At 51.5% G+C, this 25,346-nt stretch carries 17 protein-coding genes and 1 riboswitch; of the genes, 7 read left to right on the top strand and 10 right to left on the bottom strand.

The genetic code is table 11. From position 1 onward, the window contains the following. Nucleotides 1-62: 62 nt before the first annotated feature. The 5 genes from Q2J34_RS06100 to Q2J34_RS06080 form a co-directional block, all read right to left on the bottom strand. Nucleotides 63-161: a cysteine peptidase family C39 domain-containing protein gene (locus tag Q2J34_RS06100; RefSeq protein ID WP_300969554.1), complete on the bottom strand. Its 99-nt coding sequence runs from the start codon at nt 159-161 to the stop codon at nt 63-65. A gap of 9 nt (nt 162-170) precedes the next feature. Next, complete coding sequence (locus Q2J34_RS06095) at nt 171-2,654, bottom strand: outer membrane beta-barrel protein (RefSeq protein ID WP_298889555.1); 2,484 nt, start codon at nt 2,652-2,654, stop codon at nt 171-173. Nucleotides 2,655-2,666: 12 nt separating this feature from the next. Then, on the bottom strand, nt 2,667-3,272 hold the full coding sequence (locus Q2J34_RS06090; RefSeq protein WP_300969553.1) for a TetR/AcrR family transcriptional regulator: 606 nt from the start codon (nt 3,270-3,272) through the stop codon (nt 2,667-2,669). Between the two features lie 160 nt (nt 3,273-3,432). Then, nucleotides 3,433-4,614: a site-specific integrase gene (locus tag Q2J34_RS06085; RefSeq protein WP_300969552.1), complete on the bottom strand. Its 1,182-nt coding sequence runs from the start codon at nt 4,612-4,614 to the stop codon at nt 3,433-3,435. Between the two features lie 5 nt (nt 4,615-4,619). Continuing rightward, nucleotides 4,620-5,849 carry a site-specific integrase gene (locus Q2J34_RS06080; RefSeq protein ID WP_300969551.1) on the bottom strand — a complete coding sequence of 410 codons (1,230 nt, stop codon included), beginning with the start codon at nt 5,847-5,849 and terminating at the stop codon, nt 4,620-4,622. A 702-nt stretch (nt 5,850-6,551) separates the two neighbouring features. Here Q2J34_RS06080 and Q2J34_RS06075 point away from each other — a divergent pair. The 7 genes from Q2J34_RS06075 (at nt 6,552) to Q2J34_RS06045 (ending at nt 21,804) form a co-directional block, all read left to right on the top strand. Beyond that, nucleotides 6,552-7,574: a beta-ketoacyl-ACP synthase III gene (locus Q2J34_RS06075; protein ID WP_298542447.1), complete on the top strand. Its 1,023-nt coding sequence runs from the start codon at nt 6,552-6,554 to the stop codon at nt 7,572-7,574. Then, complete coding sequence (gene era / locus Q2J34_RS06070) at nt 7,546-8,466, top strand: GTPase Era (RefSeq protein ID WP_296950983.1); 921 nt, start codon at nt 7,546-7,548, stop codon at nt 8,464-8,466. Before Q2J34_RS06075 ends, era begins: the two co-directional genes overlap by 29 nt. A 74-nt stretch (nt 8,467-8,540) precedes the next feature. After that, on the top strand, nt 8,541-9,851 hold the full coding sequence (gene der, locus Q2J34_RS06065) for a ribosome biogenesis GTPase Der (protein ID WP_298887151.1): 1,311 nt from the start codon (nt 8,541-8,543) through the stop codon (nt 9,849-9,851). 27 nt (nt 9,852-9,878) lie between these two features. Beyond that, nucleotides 9,879-10,628, top strand: coding sequence for an IspD/TarI family cytidylyltransferase (locus tag Q2J34_RS06060; RefSeq protein ID WP_298887157.1), 750 nt, complete (start codon nt 9,879-9,881; stop codon nt 10,626-10,628). Between the two features lie 31 nt (nt 10,629-10,659). Next, nucleotides 10,660-12,753: an ATP-dependent DNA helicase RecG gene (gene recG / locus Q2J34_RS06055; RefSeq protein ID WP_298887160.1), complete on the top strand. Its 2,094-nt coding sequence runs from the start codon at nt 10,660-10,662 to the stop codon at nt 12,751-12,753. A gap of 528 nt (nt 12,754-13,281) precedes the next feature. After that, nucleotides 13,282-13,493, top strand: a riboswitch (cobalamin riboswitch). Nucleotides 13,494-13,676: 183 nt separating this feature from the next. Next, the gene (locus tag Q2J34_RS06050) at nt 13,677-14,783 is read left to right on the top strand and encodes a hypothetical protein (protein ID WP_300969550.1); all 1,107 of its coding nucleotides are present in this window, start codon (nt 13,677-13,679) and stop codon (nt 14,781-14,783) included. Between the two features lie 25 nt (nt 14,784-14,808). Then, nucleotides 14,809-21,804, top strand: a complete 6,996-nt coding sequence (locus Q2J34_RS06045) for a DUF4465 domain-containing protein (protein ID WP_300969549.1) — start codon at nt 14,809-14,811, stop codon at nt 21,802-21,804. A 311-nt stretch (nt 21,805-22,115) separates the two neighbouring features. Here Q2J34_RS06045 and Q2J34_RS06040 read toward each other — a convergent pair whose 3' ends face one another. From Q2J34_RS06040 to Q2J34_RS06020, 5 genes are all read right to left on the bottom strand, one after another. Next, nucleotides 22,116-22,667, bottom strand: coding sequence for a hypothetical protein (locus Q2J34_RS06040; protein ID WP_298887166.1), 552 nt, complete (start codon nt 22,665-22,667; stop codon nt 22,116-22,118). 197 nt (nt 22,668-22,864) lie between these two features. Next, nucleotides 22,865-23,341 carry an ExbD/TolR family protein gene (locus tag Q2J34_RS06035; protein ID WP_293965849.1) on the bottom strand — a complete coding sequence of 159 codons (477 nt, stop codon included), beginning with the start codon at nt 23,339-23,341 and terminating at the stop codon, nt 22,865-22,867. A gap of 23 nt (nt 23,342-23,364) precedes the next feature. Next, nucleotides 23,365-23,970 carry an ExbD/TolR family protein gene (locus Q2J34_RS06030; protein ID WP_298887169.1) on the bottom strand — a complete coding sequence of 202 codons (606 nt, stop codon included), beginning with the start codon at nt 23,968-23,970 and terminating at the stop codon, nt 23,365-23,367. Between the two features lie 26 nt (nt 23,971-23,996). Beyond that, nucleotides 23,997-24,467 (bottom strand): hypothetical protein, encoded by a 471-nt coding sequence (locus tag Q2J34_RS06025; RefSeq protein WP_298887172.1) that lies wholly within the window; start codon nt 24,465-24,467, stop codon nt 23,997-23,999. A gap of 9 nt (nt 24,468-24,476) precedes the next feature. Continuing rightward, entirely contained in the window at nt 24,477-25,298 is an 822-nt protein-coding gene (locus Q2J34_RS06020) for a MotA/TolQ/ExbB proton channel family protein (protein WP_374044560.1), read from the bottom strand. Nucleotides 25,299-25,346 lie beyond the last annotated feature (48 nt).

Raw genomic sequence — 25,346 nt, 5'->3', positions numbered from 1 at the left:
CACGTTTCCTCCCGTGAAACTTGGGCTAAGGAACAGATTTTCCGCAATTGCTCCTTATCAGCTTACTGTCCATAATGTTTGGCTATCATCGCCAAACAGGAAGGACCGCAATCCATAGCATCTCGCTGTCGTTTTATTGCAAGACCCGCTATTAAAATCAAAAATTATTATTATTTCTCTCCTTTAATGACGGATGATTCACTGCTTGTGTTGCTGTTTATGCGTTTTGAAGCCTCCTCGTATTTTTTACCAAACGATAGATTCAGCGTAAGGTTTAAACGTATAAGATTTCTTGTTTCATCAAGATATTCATAGCGTTTGTAAGGAGCCACGCTTGAATAGTTTTCTTGTGCGGAAATATGCTTCAAAGAAAACAGATTCAGCACATCGGCAGAAAGGCTGAATTTATTTGTCTGATAGCCAAACGACAACATGTGGCCGTCTTCATATCGATAAAGCGTTTCTCCCCAAAACCTGTCCTGCACATTCTTGCGAAACTGCCATCTCATAGTGAATTGTTTATAGTAAACAGAAACCTGACCTCCATAGTAGGGTATTGTTTTGCGGTGAGTGTATTGGTTGCTATTGCTTTTATAAAATTTCAAGCCGGTATAAACTTTGAACGACAGCAGATTGCCAAAAGGCTGCCCTCCATATTCAAATTCCGCATTATAGTTCTGAAAATTCTTGTGGTTTTCCATGGTTCTGACCACCTTTTCATTATCCAGATATGTGCATTCCATGATTGGCGACTTTGAATATGTTTCATTCAAGTAGAGAGCCAATGCTGTTTTTGTGAATTTATAATTGAATACCAACGCATTATAGAAATCAATCTGCGGCTTGAGATTAGGATTACCTCGCTGTATCTGTATAAAATCTATTTCCTGTGAATAGTCAGAAATAGCCGAAAGTGTAGGCATTATATTAGAGACCGCCCCCTGATAACGAAGTTCGATTTTTGGAGAAACGGTATAACGAACGAATAGCATCGGACGAATCGTAAAGGTGCTTTGTTTCTGTTCTCCCACATGCATCCATCGCTGGTTCAGTCCAATGCCCACTCGGCAATAAAGTTCGCTCCATGCCTTTCCCCATTGTGCATAAGAATAAAGGTTGGTCTGTCGTTGGTCTGTGTGATGCTCCTGTGTCATATCGTTTCGGACTGAATTGTAGTCGCTTTTGGTAAACTGCTGGTTGAAGTTTGCTCCAATGGTCAAAGTCCCCCAATTCTGCCTATTCTCGTATAATTGCGACAGCGCATAGCCTTTTTGAATCTCACGGACATTACTGCAGAATTGGTTGGATTCACTTTCGTTGTCTGCCTCCTGATACAGACGGTTGTATTTCCCTTTGTTGTATTGACCAGAGAGATTCATTACATATAGTTGATTTTCTCCTATGGGCAACTGTATATATAGTTGCGAATAAGGATTTGTGCCCGATGATTTCGCATTGTCGTATAAGTTGAGTGTTGTCCCTTTATAGTGCAAATCACTGTTCCACTCTTTATATGGCGCATTTTGGATGGCAGATCCCAGTGAAAAGTTAATTATTTTCTTGTTCTCCTGATAGTTGTAATTGAAACGTATGTTGTGGTTGTCGTATCTGAATCGTCCAGGATGCCCCAGTTCGGTTCTCGAAAAGTTCTCATTTTGCAGATTAAAGTCCTCTTCATATTCCCTGCTGAGGTGTTTCCAATTGCGGTATGCCATATTGTAGTCTAATGAAAACTGGCTGTTCCGGCGGTTGAATTTCAAGGAAATGTAGTCCTCTCCGAAACTCGTTAAAAGCCCCTGCCACAAAGAAAGGTAAACCCTTGCGCCAACTTGGTCGTTTTTGGTAATAAAGTCCAAGACCACGTCTGCATTGCCATACCGTGCTTCCGGCGTGTCGTGGTATTCTACGCGCTGTATAATTTCCGGGGAAAGTGCAGCAATTTCAACGGCTGATACCTCCTTTCCGTTAAGCAATGTCTTAACGCTTCCGCCACCGTTCAGTGTCAGGCTTTTTGTTAGTGGGTCAACATTAATCCTCGACAGGTTCATCTTGTCAAGCATAACCATAGCGTCAGGACTGTTTCTTTGAAATTCATTGGGGAAAATTCTTTTGCTTCCATTTTGAAAACTTATGCTGCTTCCCACAACGGTAACTTCGTCCAACGTAGTAACACTGTTTTTAAGGAACATTATCCCAATGTTCAGATCCTTTGTTATGCGGTCTATCTTTATTGTGTCAGTAGTATATCCGACATGTGATGCAACCACATAATAAAAATTGTTTTTTGCGAGATTTGAGAATGAAAACATTCCTTTCTGTGTTTGTACGGCAGAGACAACCATATGGCTTTTGGTGTACAGCTGTACATTGGATTCAAGGGTGTCACCATTCTCGATGAGGACTTTTCCAATAATAGAATACTGCGCATTTATGTTGCTAAATGTGCAAACCATGAACGCGAACAAAAATAGTCTTTTCATATGGATTATACTAAAATTTAAGATAGAAGGTGTTTTAATCGTTACTACCGTGTTCTGTTTGTTCCGTATTGCTATTCCACCAATGAGACCGATGTAATCCTCCATCTCCTCATTGCTGATGGGACAATTGGGAAGAAACAAAGCAATCTTGTTTATATAAACACTTCTGTCCATAGTTCATTAGTCTTATTTTATAGCTTGTTGCTGGTAGATATAATCCCAAAGTCTCTGTAAGTCAGGGATGGACAATTTATCCACTAAGGCTCCTCCATATGACAAACCCTTATATAGGTTATGAAAAGTGCTTGCAAGCAATGTCTCATCTGAGTCAAGGCGTATTTCGTTCTTTTCTTTAGCTAAGTTGATTGCTTTCTTCCAAGCATCTATCTTTCCATTTTCGTATTCAAGAGCTTTCTCTTGCCATCCTTCGTAGTGATCTTTCAGATAAAGGGTAAAGCTCATAAAGCTTGCGGGGGTTATTTCCACTGTTGTCTTTTGCAAGAATTTCTCCATTCTTGCTTCAATGATTTCCAAGCACTTGCTCATAAACGTTTTTAAGGGTGTTGAGCTATTCAAGTATTCTTTTCCATAGTTGACCTCTTCAAGAAAAGAAAGGACGAAATAGTCCGCCGACTGCTTAAATATATCCTCCTTATTGATGAAGTGATGGAATATGGCACCACGGGTAATCTTTGCAGCACGTTCAATGTCTGGTACACTAGTGCCATCATAACCTTTAGCTAAGAACAGCTTGAAGCTTTCCCTCAGTATAGTTTCTTTTGTCGTCTTCATATCTTGTCAGTCAATACAGAACGTTATGTATTTCGTTCTAATGCAAAGGTTGCAATAAATTCTGACATGACAAAACTTTCTCTCAATTTTCTTTTTCACGCACATTCCAGTGACAAGTGCAACAGGGGTACAAATGTAGGAGAAAGCTTCATAGGGAGTTTTATAGCCTAGTTTTTCTCTTGATCAACCTCTCCATATCCTTTGCAATCTTCTGGTCGGTGACTTGGGCGTAGATTTGCGTGCTGGCAATGGAGGCGTGTCCCATCATCTTGGCGATGCTCTCTATCGGAATACCAGCCTCCAAAGTCAGCGTGCCGAACGAATGTCTGCCGACATGGTAGGTCAGCGGAGTACGAATGCCACACGCTAGCCCAATTGCTTTGAGGTGTTTGGATAGCTTGTCTTTACTCATCGTATCGGGGAATACCTTGTAGTCTCCCTTGCTTTTCTCCTTTGTGTAAAGCGAAAGTATCTGCTCCGCTATCGGGTGTAGTGGGATTAAGTTCTCGACTTCTGTCTTTTGGCGTGCTTTGCGAATATACCGCTTCCCCTCGCTGTTCGTCTCGATTTGCGAAGCTCGTAGCCCTTGTAAATCAACAAATGCCAAGCCCGTAAAGACCGAAAAAAGGAACATTCTTCGGCTTAGCTCTGCTCCTTCATCCTGAAGCGGGAATGCCAAGAGCTTTGACACATCGCCCTTACTCAGAAAACGAGGTTTGCGCTCCACGACTTCATACTTCACTTCCTCAAACGGATTGAAGCGTATCGTCCCCTGACTGACGGCTCGATACATCAATCGACTCAACCAACAGAGATGGTTATTTATCGTTGCGGGTGCATAACCCTCCATCTTCAGATAGAAGCGATAATCTTCAAAGAACTCAATCGTAAGAGCCGACAAGGGGACATCCCGCTCACTGCGACTGCGCACAAAAAAGTTAAGCTGCCTATCGGCATACCGATTGTTTCTATACGTCCCCGCACTACTGCATTCTCGTTGGGCTTTGAGTTCTTCCGCACTAAGAGCGAGCAGTGTCGTTGGAGTTTTTCCGACACCCTGCAAGTAGTTCTTCAGCAACTCGGCACTTACTGCTCCATACTTGTAAAGCAAGGTATTGTAGCCTTGTTCGACTTTCTCACGAAAGGTTTGCAAGCGTTGGTTGGTCTTCTTCTCCTTTGTTTCCCCTCGCTTCACGCTCCAATCCTTTGGGGCAGTGCTTTCGCCTGTGGTTATCACCACGCTCTCTCCGTCTATGGAGATCCGGCAAAGGATTGCCGTTGTGCCGTCTGCTTTGGTCTTGCTCTTATTGATGTAGAATAGTATTCTGAATGTACTGCGCATAGCTCTTACAAGGTTAAGGTTAGCTCTTCAGTGAAAGAGAGGAATTGCTCAAACTCATCGAAAAGCTTCTTCGGAGTCACATGAGCATATCGCTCGGTCGTTTGGATATTGCTATGCCCCAACATTCGGCTCACCGTTTCAATCGGCACGCCCCGCTCCAAAGTTATCAACGTGGCAAAGGTGTGGCGACCAACGTGTGCCGAAAGGGGAATAGAGATACCAGCTCGAAGTTGTAGAGCTTTGAGGTGGGCAAGGTAAACCGAATAGGGAATAGGAGCAAAGAGCGTAGTTCGTTCGTCCGATTGATACCGCTCCATCAGACGGGCCGCTTCAGATAGGAGCTTCACACGACAAAGCGTATTGGTCTTCTGTCTGCGAAACTTAAGCCATAAAGCCCCCTCATCATCTGCAAAGAGATGCTCCCGATTAAGGGCAACCATATCGCAGTAGGCAACACCCGTATAGCAAGCGAAGAGAAAGAGGTCACGAGCAGTCTCCAACTCCACCTCATACGGCTCAAAGGTCAGGCTCTGCAACTTATCCAACGATGCCCTGTCCAATGCACGAGGTTGTTTGTTCTCCCCTCGTTCGATCGTTACGTGAGCAAATAGTTGTCGTGTTATCAACCCTTCACGATACGCCAAACGGCAGACCTTCTTCACCGCTGATGCCATCTTACGATAATGACCTTGCGAATGCCCCAGCTCTCCGACAGAGTAACATTGTAGGCAATCCAAGAAGTCTTCTTCAATTTGACTGAAAGCAATATCTGAAGTGTGGAACTTCTCCTCGATAAAGGCTCGCAGATGCTTTCGAATAGTAAAGTAACTATTCAGAGCTGTTGCCTTTATCTCGACACCCACCTTTTGCTTCATCTCTTCAACCATTTGATCGTACCGCTCCAAGAAAGTGATTTGGCTTTGCATACTACCTTGCAACAACTCCTTGATGTCAGTCGCTGTAAAGACAATCCCTCGCTCACAAAGGGTTTGATAAGCCGACTGCGCCGAGAGCAGCAAACGCTCCAACTTGCCATTCGTTGCCACAGCTTCACGGCTCTTGCCGTTCAGCCTGCTCTCACGAGCATTCCACAAGTTGGGGGCGCACGACAGCTTACAGCTGAACTGAGCTATCGTTCGCCCGTAAGTTATCCGCCCCATAATCGGAGCTTGCCCCGACCTGTCCAATCCGCTCTTTTTGAGGTAGAGCAACACCTTCATTTTGTCTGTTTGCATACGCTTCTGTTTCTATGGGCAAAGTTACCCGTTACCGAAGCGTTCTCAGCTATGCAAAGCGTTGTATATCAGAGCAACAGCGCCACAGTTGCAGAGAGCTCACTTACCGAATACTCTTCCGTCAGTTACCTGCTCCTACCTCTTCGTTACCATTCCGAGAATGGGCTAACGATTTGGTAACGGAACTTCTGCATAAATCCACGCTTTCTGCACTTTTACCCTCTGTGTAGAACATAGAGAAACACTGCAAATCCCTCTCATTTCCATTCACTTACCCGCAATCCTCTCCCTAATGCCCTTCCGCCTAATAGTTCCCCTCTTGGAACTTTTTAGTTCCAACGGAGGAACTTTCGAGTTCCAACGGAGGAACTTTTCGGTTCCAAGGGAGGAACTTTTCAGTTCCTAGGTAGGAATTCAAAATTTCCAAGGGAGGAAAAGTAAATTTCCAACGGAGGAAAACTTTCTTTCCAAGGGAGGAAATCGGAAGCACCTTCGGAAGGACTGCCACCACCCACCGAGATGCTTGTCCGACTAGAGGAGACGATGCAGCAGCATCCCCCTGATAGACAAGCGACTAAGCCTAACTATCGAGTCACTCTGCGCGAGCAACGACTGAGATCTTTCGAGCCAAATGTACGTTCGTTAGTCGATTTTTATTACCTTAGCGAGCGAATACCATTTCCGAGTAGTTCCAAACAGTACATGATTTCGACCCAATACAATGCGATGATCACTGCCGTAGGTGCTTACCTACCAGAGGATCGACTGACTAATGCCGACCTAGAGAAGATGGTCGACACCACCGACGAGTGGATTATGACACGTGTAGGCATCAAGGAGCGCCGCATACTCAAAGACAAGAGCCTCGGCGCATCCTACCTAGCTATCCAAGCTGTTCGCCAGATGTTGGAGCGATGGGATATAGACCCGCTCTCTGTGGAGGGTATCATACTAGCGACCAATACGGCCGACTATCACTTCCCCTCGACCTCTTCGATCGTAGCCTTTGAGACTGGTTGCCGACACGCTTTTACCTTTGATATCAACTCGGCCTGCCCGAGCTGGCTCTACGCGCTAGAGACGGGTGCCAACTACATTCGCTCAGGGCAGTACAAGCGTCTGATTGTGGTAGCTACGGAGAAGATGTCCGCAGCGATTGACTACACCGACCGCCAGACGAGTCCGCTCTTTGGCGATGGCTCGGGATGCGTCCTCCTGGAGCGTACGGAAGATACTTCTCTAGGCGTGCAGGATGCCCTCTTTAAGACCGACGGCAATGGTCGCTCGCACCTGATCATGAAGTCGGGCGGATCGGCTAGTCCCGCCACGGCGGAGACGGTCGCACGCCGTGAGCACTTCGTCTATCAGGAGGGGCAGCATGTCTTTAAGAATGCGGTCCTCGACATGGCTCGTGTGAGCCGTGAGGTGATGAAGCGCAATCATCTGACCAACGACGATGTCGCTTGGGTCGTACCTCACCAAGCTAATATGCGTATCATCCAGGCGGTATCGGAGTACACCGATGTGCCGATGGACAAGGTGATGGTAACCATTCAGAAGTATGGCAACATATCCTCCGCGACGATACCTATCTGCCTCTGGGAGTATGAGTCTAAGCTCAAGAAGGGCGACAAGCTCATCCTAAGCTCCTTCGGTGCAGGGTACACGTGGGGAGCAGTCTATCTAGTCTGGGGCTATGACGGAGCTACAGCACCTCGCCGGTAAACCCTTGCCAGAGGGCTACAAGAGCGGCTTTGTGAGCATCGTCGGCAACCCTAATGTGGGTAAGTCGACGCTGATGAACTACCTGGTCGGAGAGCGCATCTCGATTATCACGAGCAAGGCGCAGACGACGCGGCACCGCATCCTGGGCATCGTCAATAGCGAACAGATGCAGGTGGTCTATAGTGATACGCCTGGTGTGCTACAGCCTAGCTACAAGTTGCAGGAGCGCATGCGCGCTTACTCGGAGCAAGCTCTAGAGGATGCCGACCTGCTACTCTACGTCACCGACACGATGGAGGAGCGAGACAAGCATCACGACTTTGTGGAGCGTGTGCAGCGACTCTCCTGCCCGATTATCATTGTCATTAATAAGGTAGACCTGACTGACCAGAAGCATCTGGAGGAGCTGGTCGACTACTGGCACGGCATCATCCCACAGGCGGAGATTATTCCCGTATCGGCTCTGAGGCAGTTTAACCTAGCTCCGCTCAAGAAGCGCATCGAGGAGCTACTCCCCGTGTCGCCGCCTTACTTCGAGCAGGACGCTCTGACCGATCGGCCAGCACGCTTCTTCGTCTCGGAGATCATCCGCGAGAAGGCTCTCCAGTACTATCACCAAGAGGTGCCATACGCCGTGGAGGTCGTCGTGGAGGAGTTTGTCGAGAGTCCCGACCGGATCGACATGCGTTGCGTAATCCTCGTGGAGCGTGAGTCGCAAAAAGGGATCATCATCGGGCACAAAGGCTCCGCTATCAAGCGTCTCGGCATCTCCGCACGAAAGGATCTAGAGCGATTCTTTGACAAGCATATCCACCTGACACTATTAGTCCGTGTGGATAAGGATTGGCGTCAGAGCGATCAAGCATTGACACAGTTCGGCTATGACATCTAGCCGCTGAGCTGCTTTTTTGACGCACCTATTTATATACTAAGCAGACTGACATAGTCTATAAGAGATATCAAGCTATGAGTAATCTAGTAGCCATCGTAGGACGCCCCAACGTGGGCAAGAGTACCCTCTTCAACCGTCTGACCCGCTCCCGCCAAGCAATCGTCACTGAGGAGGCGGGTACGACACGTGACCGACAGTACGGCCACGTCACTTGGTGCGAGCGTACCTTTTCGATTGTAGACACGGGCGGATGGGTCTTGCGCAGCGATGATGTCTTCGAGGAGGAGATCAATAAGCAGGTGCGCATAGCAGTCGAAGAGGCTGACCTGATCCTCTTTGTCGTGGACATACTCAACGGTGTGACCGATCTAGACGACGAGATAGCTCTGATGCTCCGACAGACCAACAAGCCGGTCATACTGGTGGCCAACAAGGCGGACAACTTCACCCAGCACAACGACGCGGCGGAGTTTTACTCCCTAGGCATTGGCGACCCCTACCCTATCTCTGCGATCAACGGCTCCTCGACGGGCGACCTCCTAGACCATATCTTAGAGCTGCTCCCTAAGGAAGGCAATCATGAGCCTCTCCTCGAGCTGCCTCGCTTTGCGATCGTGGGCAGACCGAATGCGGGTAAGTCTTCGCTCCTGAACGCACTCATCGGTGAGGAGCGCAACATCGTCACCGACCGCTCGGGCACGACGCGTGACAGCATCTTTGCGGAGTACGATAAGTTCAACCAGCACTTCTACCTCGTTGATACAGCGGGCATCCGCAAGAAGGGCAAGGTCAACGAAGACCTCGAGTACTACTCGGTGATCCGTGCCATCCGTGCTATCGAAAATGCCGATGTGTGCATCATGCTGATCGATGCTACGAGAGGTATAGAGGCTCAGGACGCCAACATATTTCGGGTGATCCAGCGCAACAACAAGGGGCTGGTCGTCTGCGTCAATAAGTGGGACCTCGTCGAGGACAAGAGCATGCCCGTACAGCGCACTATGGAGGAGGCGATCCGTGCACGGTTTGCCCCCTTTACCGACTTCCCCATCCTCTTTATCTCAGCGCTCAATAAGCAGCGCATCCTCAAGGTGATCGAGACGGCGCAGCATGTCTACGATATGCGCTCGACACGCATCCCGACGCACCAGCTCAACCAAGTGCTACTACCTCTGATTGAGAAGACTCCACCACCCTCTATCAAGGGTAAGTACATCAAGATCAAATTCGTACAGCAGCTCCCCACGGCGGTCCCGTCTTTTGCTTTTTATGCGAACCTGCCCCAATGGGTACGCGAGCCGTACAAGCGTTTTCTCGAAAATCAGATTCGTAAGAACTGGGACTTCTGCGGTACTCCCATCAACATCTTCCTCAGAGAGAAGTAACCCTCCTCTTCACCACCTACTATAAACATGGAGCAAGCAATAACTGCGTCAGATCATATTAAAAGATATCTCATCATTCCCTCCGGAGGGTCGGGCGTTCGTATGGGAGCTGACCTGCCCAAGCAATACATCAAGCTGGGAGGCAAAACAATCCTCCAGCACACCATAGAGGCTCTGGCTAAGCATGTGGACTACATCGTCCTCGGCATATCGTACGACTACCGTATCATCGTCGAGGATATGCTTCAGACGATGGGGCTTGCTGATCGTGTCTATCTAACGGTCGCTGGGAAGAGACGCTTTGACACTGTCCAGAGAGCTCTACGTGTCGTACCTGATGGAGCACTCGTCGGTATACATGATGCGGTACGACCCTTTGTCTCTAGCAAGGTGGTGGACAAATGCTACGAGGAGGCGCAGCGCGTGGGAGCAGCCGTGCCTGTCCTGGAGCTCACGGAGAGCTTGCGCTATCTACCCAATGAGGGCGAGCAGCAGCCTTCGCAAGCTGTAGATCGTAGCATCTACCGCTTAGTGCGTACGCCACAGGTCTTCTGGTCCGAGCGCATCAAGGAGGCTTACCAGCAGCCCTTTCAGGAGAGCTTTACCGACGACTGCTCCGTCTATGATCAGCTCTACAGCGACCTAGCACTGGTCCCAGACACCACGGAGAATATTAAGATTACCACCCCCGACCAGCTCTACTGGGGTGAGCACCTCCTGACCACATCTCGTCAGGAGCGTCTGCGCCTGACACAGCGACTACTCTCGAGTAGGTAAGCCATCTCCCCGCCTCTCTGCCCATACTGCTATGAGCTTCCTAACCACACCCCTAGCAGATCTGCCTGGACTGGGTCCCAAGCGGGCGCAGCTGATAGCCGAAGAGCTAGACCTACACACCTATCGGGATCTGCTCTACTACATCCCTTACCGCTATGCTGACCGGCGGGTCATCTATCCCATAGGTGCACTCACACCCTCTATGTCGGAGGTACAGGTCGAGGGCATCCTACAGCCCTTTAGCGCACCCTCGCTGGGACGCAAGAGCAACCTCTCGGCACGCCTTATGGACGACACGGGAGAGTTACTATTGGTTTGGTTCAAAGGGCACAACTACATACAGCGTGCGCTCACCCCAGGCTGCAAATATATCGTCTACGGCAAGCTACAGCTCTTCAACAATCAGCTGCAGATCACACATCCAGAGATCAAACCTGCAGACAAGCCAAGCCCATCCGTCGGCGGGTACCAACCGATCTACCGAACCACCGAGCGACTCAAGCGTGCCCGCATCGACTCCGCTTTCTTAGGACGCTACATAGACCAGCTTCTCCAGAGTCCTTACTTCTCCATCCCCGAGACGCTCTCTGAGCCTCTCATAGCGCACCGTCATCTAGCACCTCTCCAGACGGCTATCAGGTGGATCCATCACCCGCAGAGTGTCGAGCAGGCGCAGGTGGCTAAGTTCAGACTGAAGTACGACGAACTCTTTTACCTCAACCTCTACCTGCGTCGCCTAGCCGTCATGCAGCGTATGCGCTACGAGGGCTATCGCTTGGAGCAAGTGGGCAAGCTCTTCAACGGCCTGTACCACGCACTACCCTACGACCTCACAGGAGCGCAAAAGCGAGTCCTCCGTGAGATACGTCGGGACACCAACTCGGGGGCACAGATGAATCGTCTCATACAGGGAGACGTGGGCAGTGGCAAAACCCTCGTCGCACTCTTTGCTATGCTCCTAGCCGTAGACAATGGCTACCAAGCCTGCATGCTCGCCCCCACGGAGATCCTAGCGCAGCAGCACTACGAGACCATCTCCGAGTTCGTCGAGGGGCTGGATGTCTCCATAGCACTTCTCACGGGGAGCAGCAAGACGCGAGAGCGACGCGAGACCCTGTCCACCCTAGCCGATGGGAGCCTCTCCATCTTGATCGGCACGCACGCTATACTTGAGGAGCGGGTCGCCTTCCGCAAGCTCGGCATGGCCGTCATCGACGAGCAGCACCGCTTTGGCGTAGCCCAGCGCTCCAAGCTCTGGGGCAAGAATGTGCTGACCCTTCCCCACATCCTCGTCATGAGTGCCACCCCGATACCCCGCACCCTAGCGATGACTATGTATGGCGACCTCGATGTCTCGGTCATAGACGAGATGCCCCCTGGGCGCAAACCAATCACGACCGTCCAGATAGCAGAAAAGAAGAAAGAAACACTCTACAGCCTCATCAACGAAACGATTAATCGTGGACAGCAGATCTACGTCGTCTTCCCTATGATCGAAGGAACGGAGGAGTCTGACTTTGCCAATCTAGAGGTAGGCTACAAGGAGTACGTAGAGCGCTTTGGCGAAGAGCGAGTCGTCTACGTTCACGGACGACTCAGCGCCGAGGACAAGGCGGAGCAGATGGAGCGTTTTGCCTCGGGCGAAGTGCCGATACTCCTAGCCACGACGGTCATCGAGGTGGGCGTCAACGTGCCAAACGCTACGGTCATGGTGATCAACGATGCGCAGCGCTTCGGACTGGCACAGCTACATCAGCTGCGGGGGCGTGTGGGGCGTGGTGGCGACAAGAGCTACTGCCTCCTCGTCACGCCCGACGACCTGCAGGGTGATGCCAAGCAACGCATCGACACTATGGTTGCCACGCAGGATGGATTCAAGATTGCCGAGGAGGATATGCGCCTACGCGGCTTCGGACAGATGGAGGGGACACGACAGAGCGGCACTCTAGCGGGCATCAGCATAGCCGACCCAGTGGCCGACTACAACCTTCTCGCCCTCACACGGCTAGACGTCAACTACCTCCTCGACTACAGCCCGCTCCTCGACCAGCCCGACACAGAGCTCTACCGCATCAACCTCGAGCGCATCCACCCCAACGCCCACCACTGGGGACAAATCAGCTAATCCTCCTTTCCCTTCCCAAGCTCCTTTCTCACTCCCCTTTCTCACTCCCCTTCCAAAGTCCTTGGGATGTCAACCGTTGGCTCCCAGCCCCTAGTCAATGAGCCTCTGCAAAGGCAATCATTGCTGTACCACAACGGACGCCCTTTCACGAGAGACCATCCGTGCGACCCTACAGGAGTCGTCTTGCTCAGCATCTTCACAGCGGGTTACACGAGTCGAGTGAGCTACATATATAGTATGGCAGATAGTCCGGAAAGGTCGTCCCATACTGATGGGACAAATATCTTCCACCTGGCATGGGACGAAATGGTCCCCACGGAGGGGTGCAGGAACAGCTTAGACGTGTAACGATTTTGTAGAGAGGTATGGTCGGACGCAATGCGGTCTGCGTCTGACCGAGCATCCTTACAGCGGGTTACTAGCTTCTAATCTCTACCCCCCTAATCTCTAACTTCTAACGGCTCTTTGGCAAGGTGGTTGCTTTTCAGTACCTTTGCGGGTGATTATGGTTAGTGGATAGGCATACCGCTCACTACACCTATGCGAGGTGTAGCGTATGTCACGCCACTCTAAGAGGGAATCAGGTGCAAATCCTGAGCAAGCCCGTTGCTGTAAAGCTCTCTCCAAGCTAACGTGTCATCTACTCGATGAGACCACTGCCCCGCTAACGTCACTCAGGGGTGGGAAGGAGACACCTGAGCGAGCTAAGCCAGAAGACCTGCCACGATCATTATTTCTATCAGTCTGCAACGTGGACTTTGCAGTACGATACGCTTCTGGCGAGGGGCATTCATACGCCTTTGGCTCCAGATGACTAGGAAGGATGCTCCTAGTCTGTGGCTCGTTGAGCCGTTAAGTCGTTGAGTCGTAGAGTCTACCATGCGGTACTGAGACAGTAACTTGAATCCCCTAGACTCTATGATATGAGACATATCTACCCCGTTATACTGCACACCCTCACCAGCTTACTCCTCCTAGGTGTGGCGACCCTCTCTGCGCAGGAGAGTCGCATCACGGAGGTGATTGCTTACCACCCGGCTCCCGGGCAATTTATGGGTAGCGAGGCGATGGCGAGCCAAGATGTCACCACTTATGCTGATCTTCTTCGCAAAGCGCAGCTGCGCCTTGTCGAGGAGCACACCTTCCTCTCTCTCGGCGGGTGGGGCGGCTACATCATCGTACGCATCCAGCCCGCATTGGTCAATCAGCCCAACCAAGCAGACTTTGCGATACTGGGCAACGCTTTCATTGGCAATGCGGAGCCAGGGATCATCTATGTGAGCCAAGATGCCAATGGCAACGGACTAGCGGACGATCCGTGGTACCGAATCCGTGGTAGCGAAGACTATCGCAGCAATCTAGACTACACGATCACCTACTACAAGCCAAAAGATCCGTACAACGACCCCATCGCCTGGAGCGACTCGGAGGGAGAGTCGGGACTTATACCGCGTAATAAGTACCACATGTCCAATAGCTACTATCCGCTCTGGGAGGGTGATAAAGTGACCTTCACGGGTGTCCTCCTGCCAGACTGTATGAAGCTAGATCCTGCGAGTGGGCAGTGGCAATCTGAGCCTTACGCTTATGGCTATGCGGATAACCATCCCAACGACTCCTCGGGTAGCCACATTGATATAGACAGTGCGGTCAATGCTAAGGGAGAACTGGTACAGCTAGATCGTATCGACTTCCTCAAGGTGCAGACGGGTGTCCATCAGCAAAATGATGTGACGGGCGAAGTGTCGACAGAGTTTGCGGGCATCAAGCCCCTCGCCAAGGGCACCAGCATCACTTCCCCCACAGCGACGCCAGCCGTGCGCCTCTCCAGTAGCGACAACCAGCTACAGATCGAGAGCGAAGAGACTGGTACACTATACCTATATAATATAGATGGGCAACTCGTCCTGACGCATCCGCTCTCTGTGGGTCGCGCTACGGTCGCTCTGCCCGCTATGGGCGATTGCTACGTCGCACTCTTACGCCTAGAGGGCGGAGCTACGACATCTTATCGTATATGCAGACAATAACAAACTATATATTCACTCAATTACTATGCAAAGAACAGTAACGACAACGCTCCTACTACTCTGCTGGTTACTCCTGCCACCGATCGTGTGGGGACAAGAGGACAACACGCTCTTGATGCCCACGTCGACCTCGAGCAGTAACGAGCATAAGGTGGGAGACACCCCGCTGATCCTCTACGATAGTGGAGGAACCGATGGCAATGCTTTGGCAGGCAAGACGGGCAAGATCCTCTTCACGCCAGAGCAAGCTGGCAAATGTATCGAGATAGAGATACAGGAGCTTGCCTTAGCCAATCAAGACGAGCTTTACATCCTCGAGGGTGCAGCACCTTTCACTAGTTGGATGGCGCCTAACGAGAAGTTAATTATCAGGAAGTTTACCAAGGCAGATAGACCAACGCTGCCTCTCAAGCTTCGCTCCAGTGGCAAGTCCGGTCAGATCACGATCGGTAGCAAGACGAAAGCTAATCCAGGCGCCGGCTTTAAGATCATCGTACGCACGGTCGATCAGCCTGCGATCCAGGTTACCTCTGTCCTAGAGGACAAGAGCGCTAGCCACGACCCTTACATCGGTGAGCAGTCGCTCATCGTCTCTAACCTCAAGATTACAACCGAGGGACTAGCCAAGGCTCCCAAGCTGACGGCTCTGCACTATAAGCTCAGCGACACAAAGCCGAGCGACATCACGGCGATATACCTCTACGAGGCAAACAGCCGTAAGCCCAAACAGCTAGACGCTGACAAGCTACTCGGCAAGACGACCGAAGTTTCTGCCGAAGGTACGATCACACTCTCTAAGGAGTACACGCTCTCTGAGCCTAACCATGATCTAGTTCTGGTCGTTGACCTCAAGAGCGACGTGGCGGCTGGTAGCCGTATCAATGTCGCTACGACAAAGCTCACGACAACTCTCGGCGATCACGCCGTAACGCTCCAAAAGCCTAAGACGCTTACTGTAGAGGATGCCTACGCGCTTGCTAAGACTCCGAAAACCTACACCGTAGGCGACAAGTCGCTGACACTATACGACGATGGCGGTAAGTATGATCCGATCAGCGAGAAGTTTGACGGATACGCTGTCTTCAAGCCTGAGACCACAGGCAAGGTGATCCAGGTAGACTTTACGAAGCTAGATCTCTTTAGCTACTCTTCTATCGGTCGTGCCGACCTAGTTGAGGTGTACAATGGCTCAGAGGTCAATGTGGACAACCTCATCATCAAGCTCAACAAGGAGAAAGCTTACAAGGCAACTTCGACAGCTCCTGATGGTAGTCTGACGATCCGTCTCGTAACGAATACGGGGGTTCCCAAGGCTGGCTTTGAGGCTCTGGTCTCTCAGATTGCACCTATGCCTATGGCGATTGACTCGCTCTCGGGTAGAACCATCGAGGTCGACACTTTTGCGATGCCTATCAATGCAAGCGTCAAGAAGGTCGGCATGGTTGCCTTCACGCTCGTTGCTAAGGGAACCAAAGACCCTGTTACACTGCAGCGTCTAGACCTGAGCTCTATCAGCAAGAAGACAGACGTAGCGCAGGTGGCTCTCTACTACAGCCCTATCGTAGATGACTTTACGAAGGCTAAGGAGATCGCTCGCTGGGACTTTGCCCAGGCACTCACCGCCAAGCTCCCCACACCTCAAGCACTGCGCGAGGGGGCTAACCACTTCTACCTAGTCGTAGACCTCCAGGAGACTGCGAGCAAGGGAGGCAAGATCAACCTATCCATTGATAAGATCCACCTCTCGTCAGGCGAGAAGACGCTACCCGAGAAGGAGCGCACCCGCACGGAGGCTCTAGAGGTAATGAATAAGATGGTGCTCACCCTCGGTAAGCATCATGTCAAGGTGTTCGAGCCTTGGGACTTCATGCCTCAGCTCAAGCACAAACTTACCACGGGATATGACACCGATGCAGGCGAGCGTAGCGTCACCTTTGAGGCGACCGCTCCAGACAACGTCATCCAGCTAGATATCAATGAGTGGGACTTCTACTACTCCTCTTGGGGTAGCAAGCCTACGCTTCGGATCTATGACGGTGAGGATGCCTCGGCTCCTCTGCTCTTTGAGCTAAAGCCCAACAAGGATGCCTACAAGACGAAACCTGCCGACTACATCCGCTCTACGCAGAAGGCTCTGACCTTCGTCTTTGATGCTAAAGGTGCTTCCGGCTCGCTAGGCTGGCGTGGTCAGGTCAAGCAGTACCTGCCACAGGACATGAAGGTTGACTCAGCCGCTGCAAAGCAACTCGAGCTACCCTTCATCGCTGTCGGCTCTGAGATGAATGCAGTCTTAGCACTTGACATACATACGATCGGTGACCGCAATCCGATCCTCATGGACGGTCTCACCGTGGACCTCAAGGGTGGTGCTCCTCAGATCAAGCGTGTGGCTCTCTACGCTACTACGGCTGAGGGTACACTCGATGCGAACAAGCTCATCGCAGAGGCTCAGGTGGAGCCAACGATGAAAAGCGTAGACCTTCCAGCCGATGCACTAGCGCAAAACGGCACGCTGAAAGAATTTGCCAATAGCTACATCCTCGCACTAGACATTCGCAAGGATGCTCCAGCAGCTGATAGCATAGACGTGGCTATCGCCAAGCTAACTGTTGCTGGTAAGCTTATTGACGTTCGCAACGCTGATCCTAAGGGATCGTACAAGCTGGTCAACATCTTCAACCACCCATCATCGGGTGACAATAAGGAGGTGACCGTCACCACGCCCCTATCGTACTACGACGAGGGCGGTCCCAATGGCAAGGTGCTCAAGAACACAGGGTCGTACGTGACCTTCCTCCCAGCCCACGAAGGCGAGGTGGTAACCCTCACGATCGACTCAATAAATCTACGAAGAGCCACCTTCGGCATCTACTCAGGACGTGACCATACAGATGAGAGCAAGCTGCTCTCCACAGGAGATAACAATATACTCAAGCAGACTGGTGTCAGAACCTTCACCTCGCAAGATCAGGACGGCTCTCTGACGGTCTACTTCAAGGGTTCAGACACTTACACTTTCGGGTGGGCTGCTCGTGTAGAGAGTGTCAAGCCTCGCGCCCTCTTCGTCGAGAAGGTCTCCGCTACAGCTCTCCCCGTAGACAAGCAGGGTGTACTCTCGGGTAGCTCACTGCCCGCTGTACGTATCGACCTAACCACCGCTGGTGAAAGGGGCAAGACGACACTCGAGAAGCTACAGCTAGAGATCTCTAGCGAAGGCATCGAGGAGCTCGCACTCTACGCCACGGGAGCCATCAATGAGTTTGACGAAGCTCATCTGATAGCGACTTCCAAGCCACAAGCTACGCAGACGGAGGTCATCTTTAAGCTTGACCCCGCCGATACACTGACACTACCACGCACGCAGTACTACTGGGTCAAGGCTCAGCTCGCTGGCGACCTCAAGGTAGGCACACCGATCTCGGTTACCGCCAAGAGTGTGACCATCGGAGGTACCAAGCACGATGTGACGCAGGAGAAGCCCTTTGACACGAAGACGCGTCAGGGCGGACTCCAAGGCACACTCCGTGTTGGCTCTAGCAGTGCAGCTACTTACAAAAGCTTAGCTGCAGCAGCTAAGGATCTAACCAAGCAGGGTGTCTCTGGTGCTGTCACCGTTGAGGTGGAGCCGGGTGAGTATCCTGAGACAGTTCTCCTAGAGCGTGTCCCCGGAGCTTCTGCCAAGAACAGCATCACCATCGTTGGTCTCGGCAACTCCCGTGACGAGGTCGTTATCTCTGCCAATGGGTATAACAAGCCTATTGGAGACGATGCCTATCGACGTTACTATGGTGTGATGACCATACGCAATACCCCCTACGTGACGCTGCGCAATATGACGATTCACTCGACAGACCTCGGATTCCCAACGATGGTCTACGTTCAGGAGAACTCATCGCACTTCACGATGGACAATTGCCATGTCTACACCAAGAACACGAGCAATATGAACTACAACATGTCTCCGCACCTTGTCAAGATTGAGGCGGCCAGCAATCCACACGCACAGAGCTGTGATGTCTTGGTTGAGAACTCGCTCTTTGAGGGTGGACACATTGCTCTACAGATTGGAGGTACCAGTACTGTTGCCAACCCCGTAGGTAAGGGCTACACGGTGCGCAACAACCGCTTCGTAGATCATAGTGGCAAGGCAATCTATGTCATTCGTTCCTCCGAAGTCCTTATCGAGGGCAACGAGATGGTACAGCAGATTACGCCTCAGAGAGAGTACATCGGTATCGATGCAACCTTCCACACAGATGCCAAGGTCATAGGCAATGACTTTGACCTGACACAGCCCGAGGCCTATAAACTCAGTTCACTACACGGCATCTCTGTCCGTGAGGTGCAGGGCGAGGGTCTACTCGTTGCCAACAATGTGATCCGCATCACGCGTGGCTCTTCTGATAGCCGTGCCTTTAAGGCGAGCAACGTTACGGGACTGAACTTTGTCTTCAACACCGCTATAGCTCGTGACGGCAAGAGTACAGCACTCCTTATGCTCAACGGCGATATCTCTTCGTCTCAGCTCTCAGACAATATCCTGCAGAACCGAGACGGTGGAGGCATCCTCTTTAGCAATCAAGCGCTTCCCAACAAGCAGCTCACTTGCGACCGCAATGCGCTCTACACCTCTGACAGCAAGGGCGTACTCATCACCGCTAAGGGTAAGAAGTACGACGCAACCAGCTATCAGGAGGCGACAAAGAGCACAGCATCCAAGGTCGTAGAGGTAGCCTTCGTCTCTGACAAGGTACTCTACCCGAAGGATATGACCGTACTACCACAGGGTGCTCCACACGCTGCTGTTACGACGGATATCATTGGCACAGCTCGTGACAAAGAGCATCCGACTGTTGGTGCTTACGAGCAGGATCCTAATGTAACTGACGAGGCTCCTAAGCTCATCAACAAGCAGGTAGTTCGTGCGCTACATCAGTCCGCTACGATCTCTGTCGAGCCGGATCAGATGACCGACGTCTACCTGATGACGATTGCAAAGGGCGAGGAGGCTACGACAGCTCCAGATGCCGCTACGATACGAGACAAGGGCAGACACTTCACCGCTCTTGGCAAGCGTGCGACTGAGTTTACCATCATGGGGCTAGAGCCTGAGACCACTTATGAGGTCTATGGACTCCTCCACGGTACGCTCAATAATAAGGATGCCGAGCCTGAGCTCCTCTTCACCTTTACTACTACCTATATGCCTACGCGAGTGGCTACCTTTGAGAAAGACAACCGCACCATAGAGGGTGATGTCGTCTACTCAGGGACCAATAGCTTCGCAGGAGTCAAGGTCGTCGAGGACTTCACCCGCTCACGCAATCAGATTGCTGAGATGGCGGGCGACAAGGTGACCATCACCGTGACCAACTCCAAGGGCAAGATACCACAGCGAGGCTTCTCGCTCATGGCTGACCGCCCCGTCTATATGCGCATCGATGGTGATACACGTATCACACTCTCCGCTACTGAGCAGGAGTGGGCTTACGTAGACCTGGCTCAGAGAGGCGACATCCGTGAGGTGACCCTCGAGAGCCGTGGCAAGCTATGGATCGACGACTACAACGGCGATGCCCTCGCTATGCAGCTCGCTATCGCTCCCGTGACCATCAGTCTCGGGCAGCAGGCTCAGCTAACGGCTCAGGTGATCCGTGGTGTGGCTCCTTATAGCTATAAGTGGTCACAAGGCGACTCGCTACAGACTGTCTCCGTAGCTCCTACGCAGACGACACGCTACAGTGTCACTGTGACAGATGCTGCTGGTAGCCAAGTCACCGAGAGCGTCTATGTCTACGTCAATGGACTACACGGCGAGGCGATGGTGGCAACCTTTGAGGAGGAGCCACTCTCTAGCGAGGAGCCTTACAGCCAGAAGGCTCCATTCGGTAGCGGTTCGTTCGCTTTCTCCAACAGCTACAATGCTGAGTGGAATAGCTGGAGTGGCTTTGCCCTAGCAGCTAGTGCCGATACGACCTACACGGGCGACTTTGCGACGCAACAGTACAACAACGTCGTCGGTGGTGGTCAGGAGCTGGAGGGTAAGTCCAAGCAGTATGTCGTGGCTTACTGCCCAGGAGATAATCCTCAGTGGGGCTCTTACAATCCCGTCGTCACGGTCATGCCTGGTAGCGACCGCAAGGTGCAGCTCGAGGGTGTCTATCTGACCAACACGGCCTGGGTCAAGAGCTTTGCCACCCAGGGCGATAAGAACTATGGTCGTCCCGCCTTTAAGGAGGGTAGCTTCTTTATCGTGACCATCACGGCTGACAATGGCAAGAAGGTCGAGGTACCACTCATCGACTATCGCAATAAGAAGCGCGAAGTGGTCAACGACTGGAAGTGGGTCGATCTCTCCTCTCTCGGTGAGGTCAAGACGCTCAAGTTCTCCATCCAGTCGAGCGACAGCTATGCGCCTAGCTACTTTGCGATGGACAACCTGCACATCAAGCAGGATGCCTCTACCAAACCAGCCAAGGAGCAGATAGCCCTCGAAGTGGTCGCAACCACCGAGAGCACAGCGCAGATACGCTGGCAGAAGCTCCCCACGCAGGTGAGCTACACCGTAAGCTATCGTCCCGTAGGTGCTGACGCTAGTGCGACGCAGACGATGCGCCTCGATCCTACGCAGCAGCTCCGCTCGCTAGAGCTTCGTGACGGCTACGTCTACACCACCCTCGAGGGTCTACAGACGGGTACACGCTATGAGGTCACCGTCGAGGCGACCATCATGCCCGCTATGCAGACGGTCGCTCAGGGTAAGACCACCTTCACGATTCAGTCGACGGCTATCGATGCCATCGATGGCGAGACCGCACGTGTCATAGCGACACCCGAGGGTATCCTCGTGCTGGGTCTACAGGGTGCGACCGTCGAGCTCTACACAGCTAGCGGTGCTCAGGTAGGTCACTACCAGATCACTGAGCCTGAGCAGCTCATCGCTGAGCAACTACAGTCCGGTATTTACGTCGTCGCAGCCCACAAGGCAGGCGAGGTACGTACCTTCCGACTGATCCTCTAGCGACTTCACAGCTACAGGCTCCGATGGAGAGCTTCCTCTGACAAGCGGAGCCTGAGCTTCACAACATGCGTAGCCCCACTCGGTCATCGTGCCGGGTGGGGCTACTGCTTTGAGACTGTTGCAGAAGTCAACAGTCTCACAATCTTGCAAGCAAGATTGTCTAGACTTTGCAGAAAGGATGAAGCGCAAGGCACTGAGGGTGAGATCTGAAGGGAGCATACCTCCGTATGTGACCGAAGCCGAATCCCCAAAGCAACACAGCGATTCGCCTTTATGCAACAGCCTTCCATTGACGAGGAGCGTACGACACTCTACCCCTTTAGACGATTCAAGATACGTACAGAGCAGACCCGGACTGCAAGGTCGTTGGCGTTGACTGCATAGATACGTGCTGTAAGGCTCCAATTGATATCTGTGCCGTTGTCGTCCACGATTTGTAGCGTGGGTATGTAGCGGGTATGTCCTATCGAGTGGAATACTCGGTAGAAGTTACCGCTTGAGTAGTACACTGCTTGCGCTCTATTAGATCCTCTCTGATTGACATACTTCCCAAACGCTTTCTCCTGCCCGCCATTCTCGTTGAATGTCGCCCCGCAAAGTGGCACGCCTGGCATGTCCAGCTCGTCAGCCGTCAGCTTGTCCACCTTGGCACCGCCCTTGATGCGGACAAGGTAGGGGTTGGGGGTGAGCAACTGACCGCCTCCTGGGGCGTACGTCTTACTATAGTCCACGTCAAAGTATCGGTCGGGCGAGGCGAAGAGTCGTAGCCCGCTCTGGGTCAGTGCGCTCTGCTGTGCGCCCGTGTCGTAGCGTCTGCGGACTCGTAGCCCGTTGACCGTGGCCCCGCTGTCACCTGAGCCCATCTTGCCGGCAAACCGATGCCAAGCTAAAGCAATAAAGCGATGCGCCTCTATGGGTACTATTTCCCCTTATCTCATGGTCTCGACGAAGTCTCTTGACAGAGCTAGCATACAAAGCGAGGAGGATGCTACCCTATTGTAAGTAGCACCCTCCTCGTGATTCAGTGAGAGAGTCTGTTGCTTAGCGCAACGTGTCTCTATTAGTTATCTCGCTTAGGTCTTGCTGAGTATGATATATTCAGTGCATCAGCACGACGTAGCTCTTGCTTGATATCTGCTATGATTTTCATCTTGGTAGATGCATCGCCCTTGATAGAGATGGTCATCAGCTTGCGACGCTCGTCCTGTATCTGAGCTTCTTGATCCTTGACAAAGCCATAAACGGCAGAGGCATCTGTGGTAATCTGGTCGTTGAGCTGGATAGCTGGTGCTGTACCAAACTTAGCCTGTAGCTCAGGAATAGGCTTACCTACGTAGATAAAGGATACAAGAGACTTCTCCTCCAACTTGGTTAGCTCTGTGGCTGTGGGGAGATTCTGAAAGGCTACTTTAGGTGTAACCTCTCGAATACTCGTCACCATCATGATGAAAAACAGAAAGGCAAAAATCAAGTCTGGCAGTGAGGATGTATTCAGCTCAGGCATCGTACGCCCTCCAGCTTGTTTGAACTTTCCCATAATAATGCGCTATAAGTTGAAGATTAGGAGTTGAGTGGCATCTCAGAGATGTGCATCGGATAGCAGTCGACTACCACCTTCTGCTTGTCTGGTGTAAGGTCATTGTATGGCTGACCATACTCCTTCTGAGCGACGATATCCCATACCTCATTGTAAGCGCGGAGTAGCTCGTTCTGTACGTCGATATACATCTGATAGCTGGTCTCGACCTCGTTCTTGAGGGAGATAGCATACGAAGATATCGTCACGAGTCGATCTCCTAGTCCTGCGATGTAGCGTGTCTCCTTCTCTGGGAGATGTGGCAGATCTTGCGGGTTGAGGATAAACTCGACAGTACGATCCTTGAGCCTATCAAGAGGTACGATAGCCATGTCGTCACGTCCTGACGCATCTTTTTTGATGATAGCTATCTGATCCGAGCGGTTCACAAGGATACGGAGCACGTTACGATCACGTATCTCTATATCTTGCTGCTGCTGCTCGGGGGGAACCAACGGCGGTAGGCGCCTCTTTAGTCCCTGATCGGTGTCCATTGAAGTAGTAATCAAGAAGAAGATCAGAAGAATAAAAGAGATGTCGGCCATGGATGACCCATTGATACTGGGTACCTTCTTTTTAGTTTTAGACATTGCTCTTTACTGATGTGTTTGATTACTTACTTGGCAAGACGCTTGCGGATACCACCCCAGATGACACCCACGATGATGAGAGCCACTAGTGTGTAGGTGGTGTAGATGCACATGTCGATGATCTTGAGCCACCCTGGAGTGTTGTATTGTGCTGAGTCTTCATTGACAGCCATCGGAGTACCATCGCCTATAGCATAGGTGATGCCGAGTATCACGATCAAGACTATGAATACTAAGAGACTCTGGAAAGCTCTCTTAGGATTGGTGCGGAAACCTTGGATTAGGGAGACGATAGCGAATACTATCGTTGCTATGAGCGTCAGCGCAACAAGTGCATAGCCCCAATACAAGACTAAGTCTGTATTGGCATAGACCTTATTGCCCGCAGCATCTAGCTCGACTCCCCCGACGAAGAACGCAAGGCAGACCGCAACGGAGACTACTAAGAGTACTAGTAGCGTCCAGCTAGAGATCTTACGAATTTTGGTTACTGCCATGGTTGCGTATTACTTATGGAGGTTGTACTTGATAGCAAAGTCAACTAGCGTGATTGAGGCATCCTCCATACGATTGAGGATAGACTCAACCTTAGATAGGATGTAGTTGTAGAAGACCTGTAGGATCATAGCAACGATCAGACCACCGATGGTCGTGATCAGAGCCACCTTCATACCACCAGCGACGACCGTCGGGCTGATATCACCAACCTTCTCAATCTTATCGAATGCCATGACCATACCAACGACGGTACCAAGGAATCCGAGTGAAGGTGCAATAGCGATGAAGAGGGTAATCCATGAGAGGTTCTTCTCGAGGAGTCCGCCCTGTACACCACCGTAGGAGACGATAGAACGCTCGACTACGTCGATGCCCTGGTCAAAGCGCATCAGTGCCTGGTATGCGATAGAAGCAACAGGACCACGGGTGTTGCGTGCGATGTCCTTAGCGCCGTTCATGTCACCGCGGTTGAGAGCCTCCTCGAGCTTGCGTAGGAATGCCTCGTAGTTATTGTCTGCTAGGTTGAGGTAGATGATACGCTCTAGGCAGAGAACGAGACCGAGGATCAGGACGAGTGCGATGAGTGCCATAAAGTCAGCACCACCCTCGATGAACTTGGTCTTGAGAGCCTGGTGGAAGGTCTGATCAGCCGTAGCGTCTTGCTCCATGACAGCCTCCATGTCGACTTCAACAGCCTCATCAGCGACAGCTGGTGTCACCTCCTCTGTGGTGTCTGTAGCTGCTGGAGCAGCCTCCTGTGCGTAGGTCATCTGTGTGAGGCCCAGTGTGAGTAGAGCCATGCATGATAACGTTGCAAATAACTTTTTCATTGCGATAGTTGTGTTAGTTGATTATTTCTAGTTTGATTGTTATTACTG

The organism is Porphyromonas vaginalis (genome assembly GCF_958301595.1).
GTDB classification, from domain to species: domain Bacteria; phylum Bacteroidota; class Bacteroidia; order Bacteroidales; family Porphyromonadaceae; genus Porphyromonas; species Porphyromonas vaginalis.
Note: the sequence above shows the minus strand (reverse complement) of the source record. Positions and strands in the feature narration are given on the sequence as shown.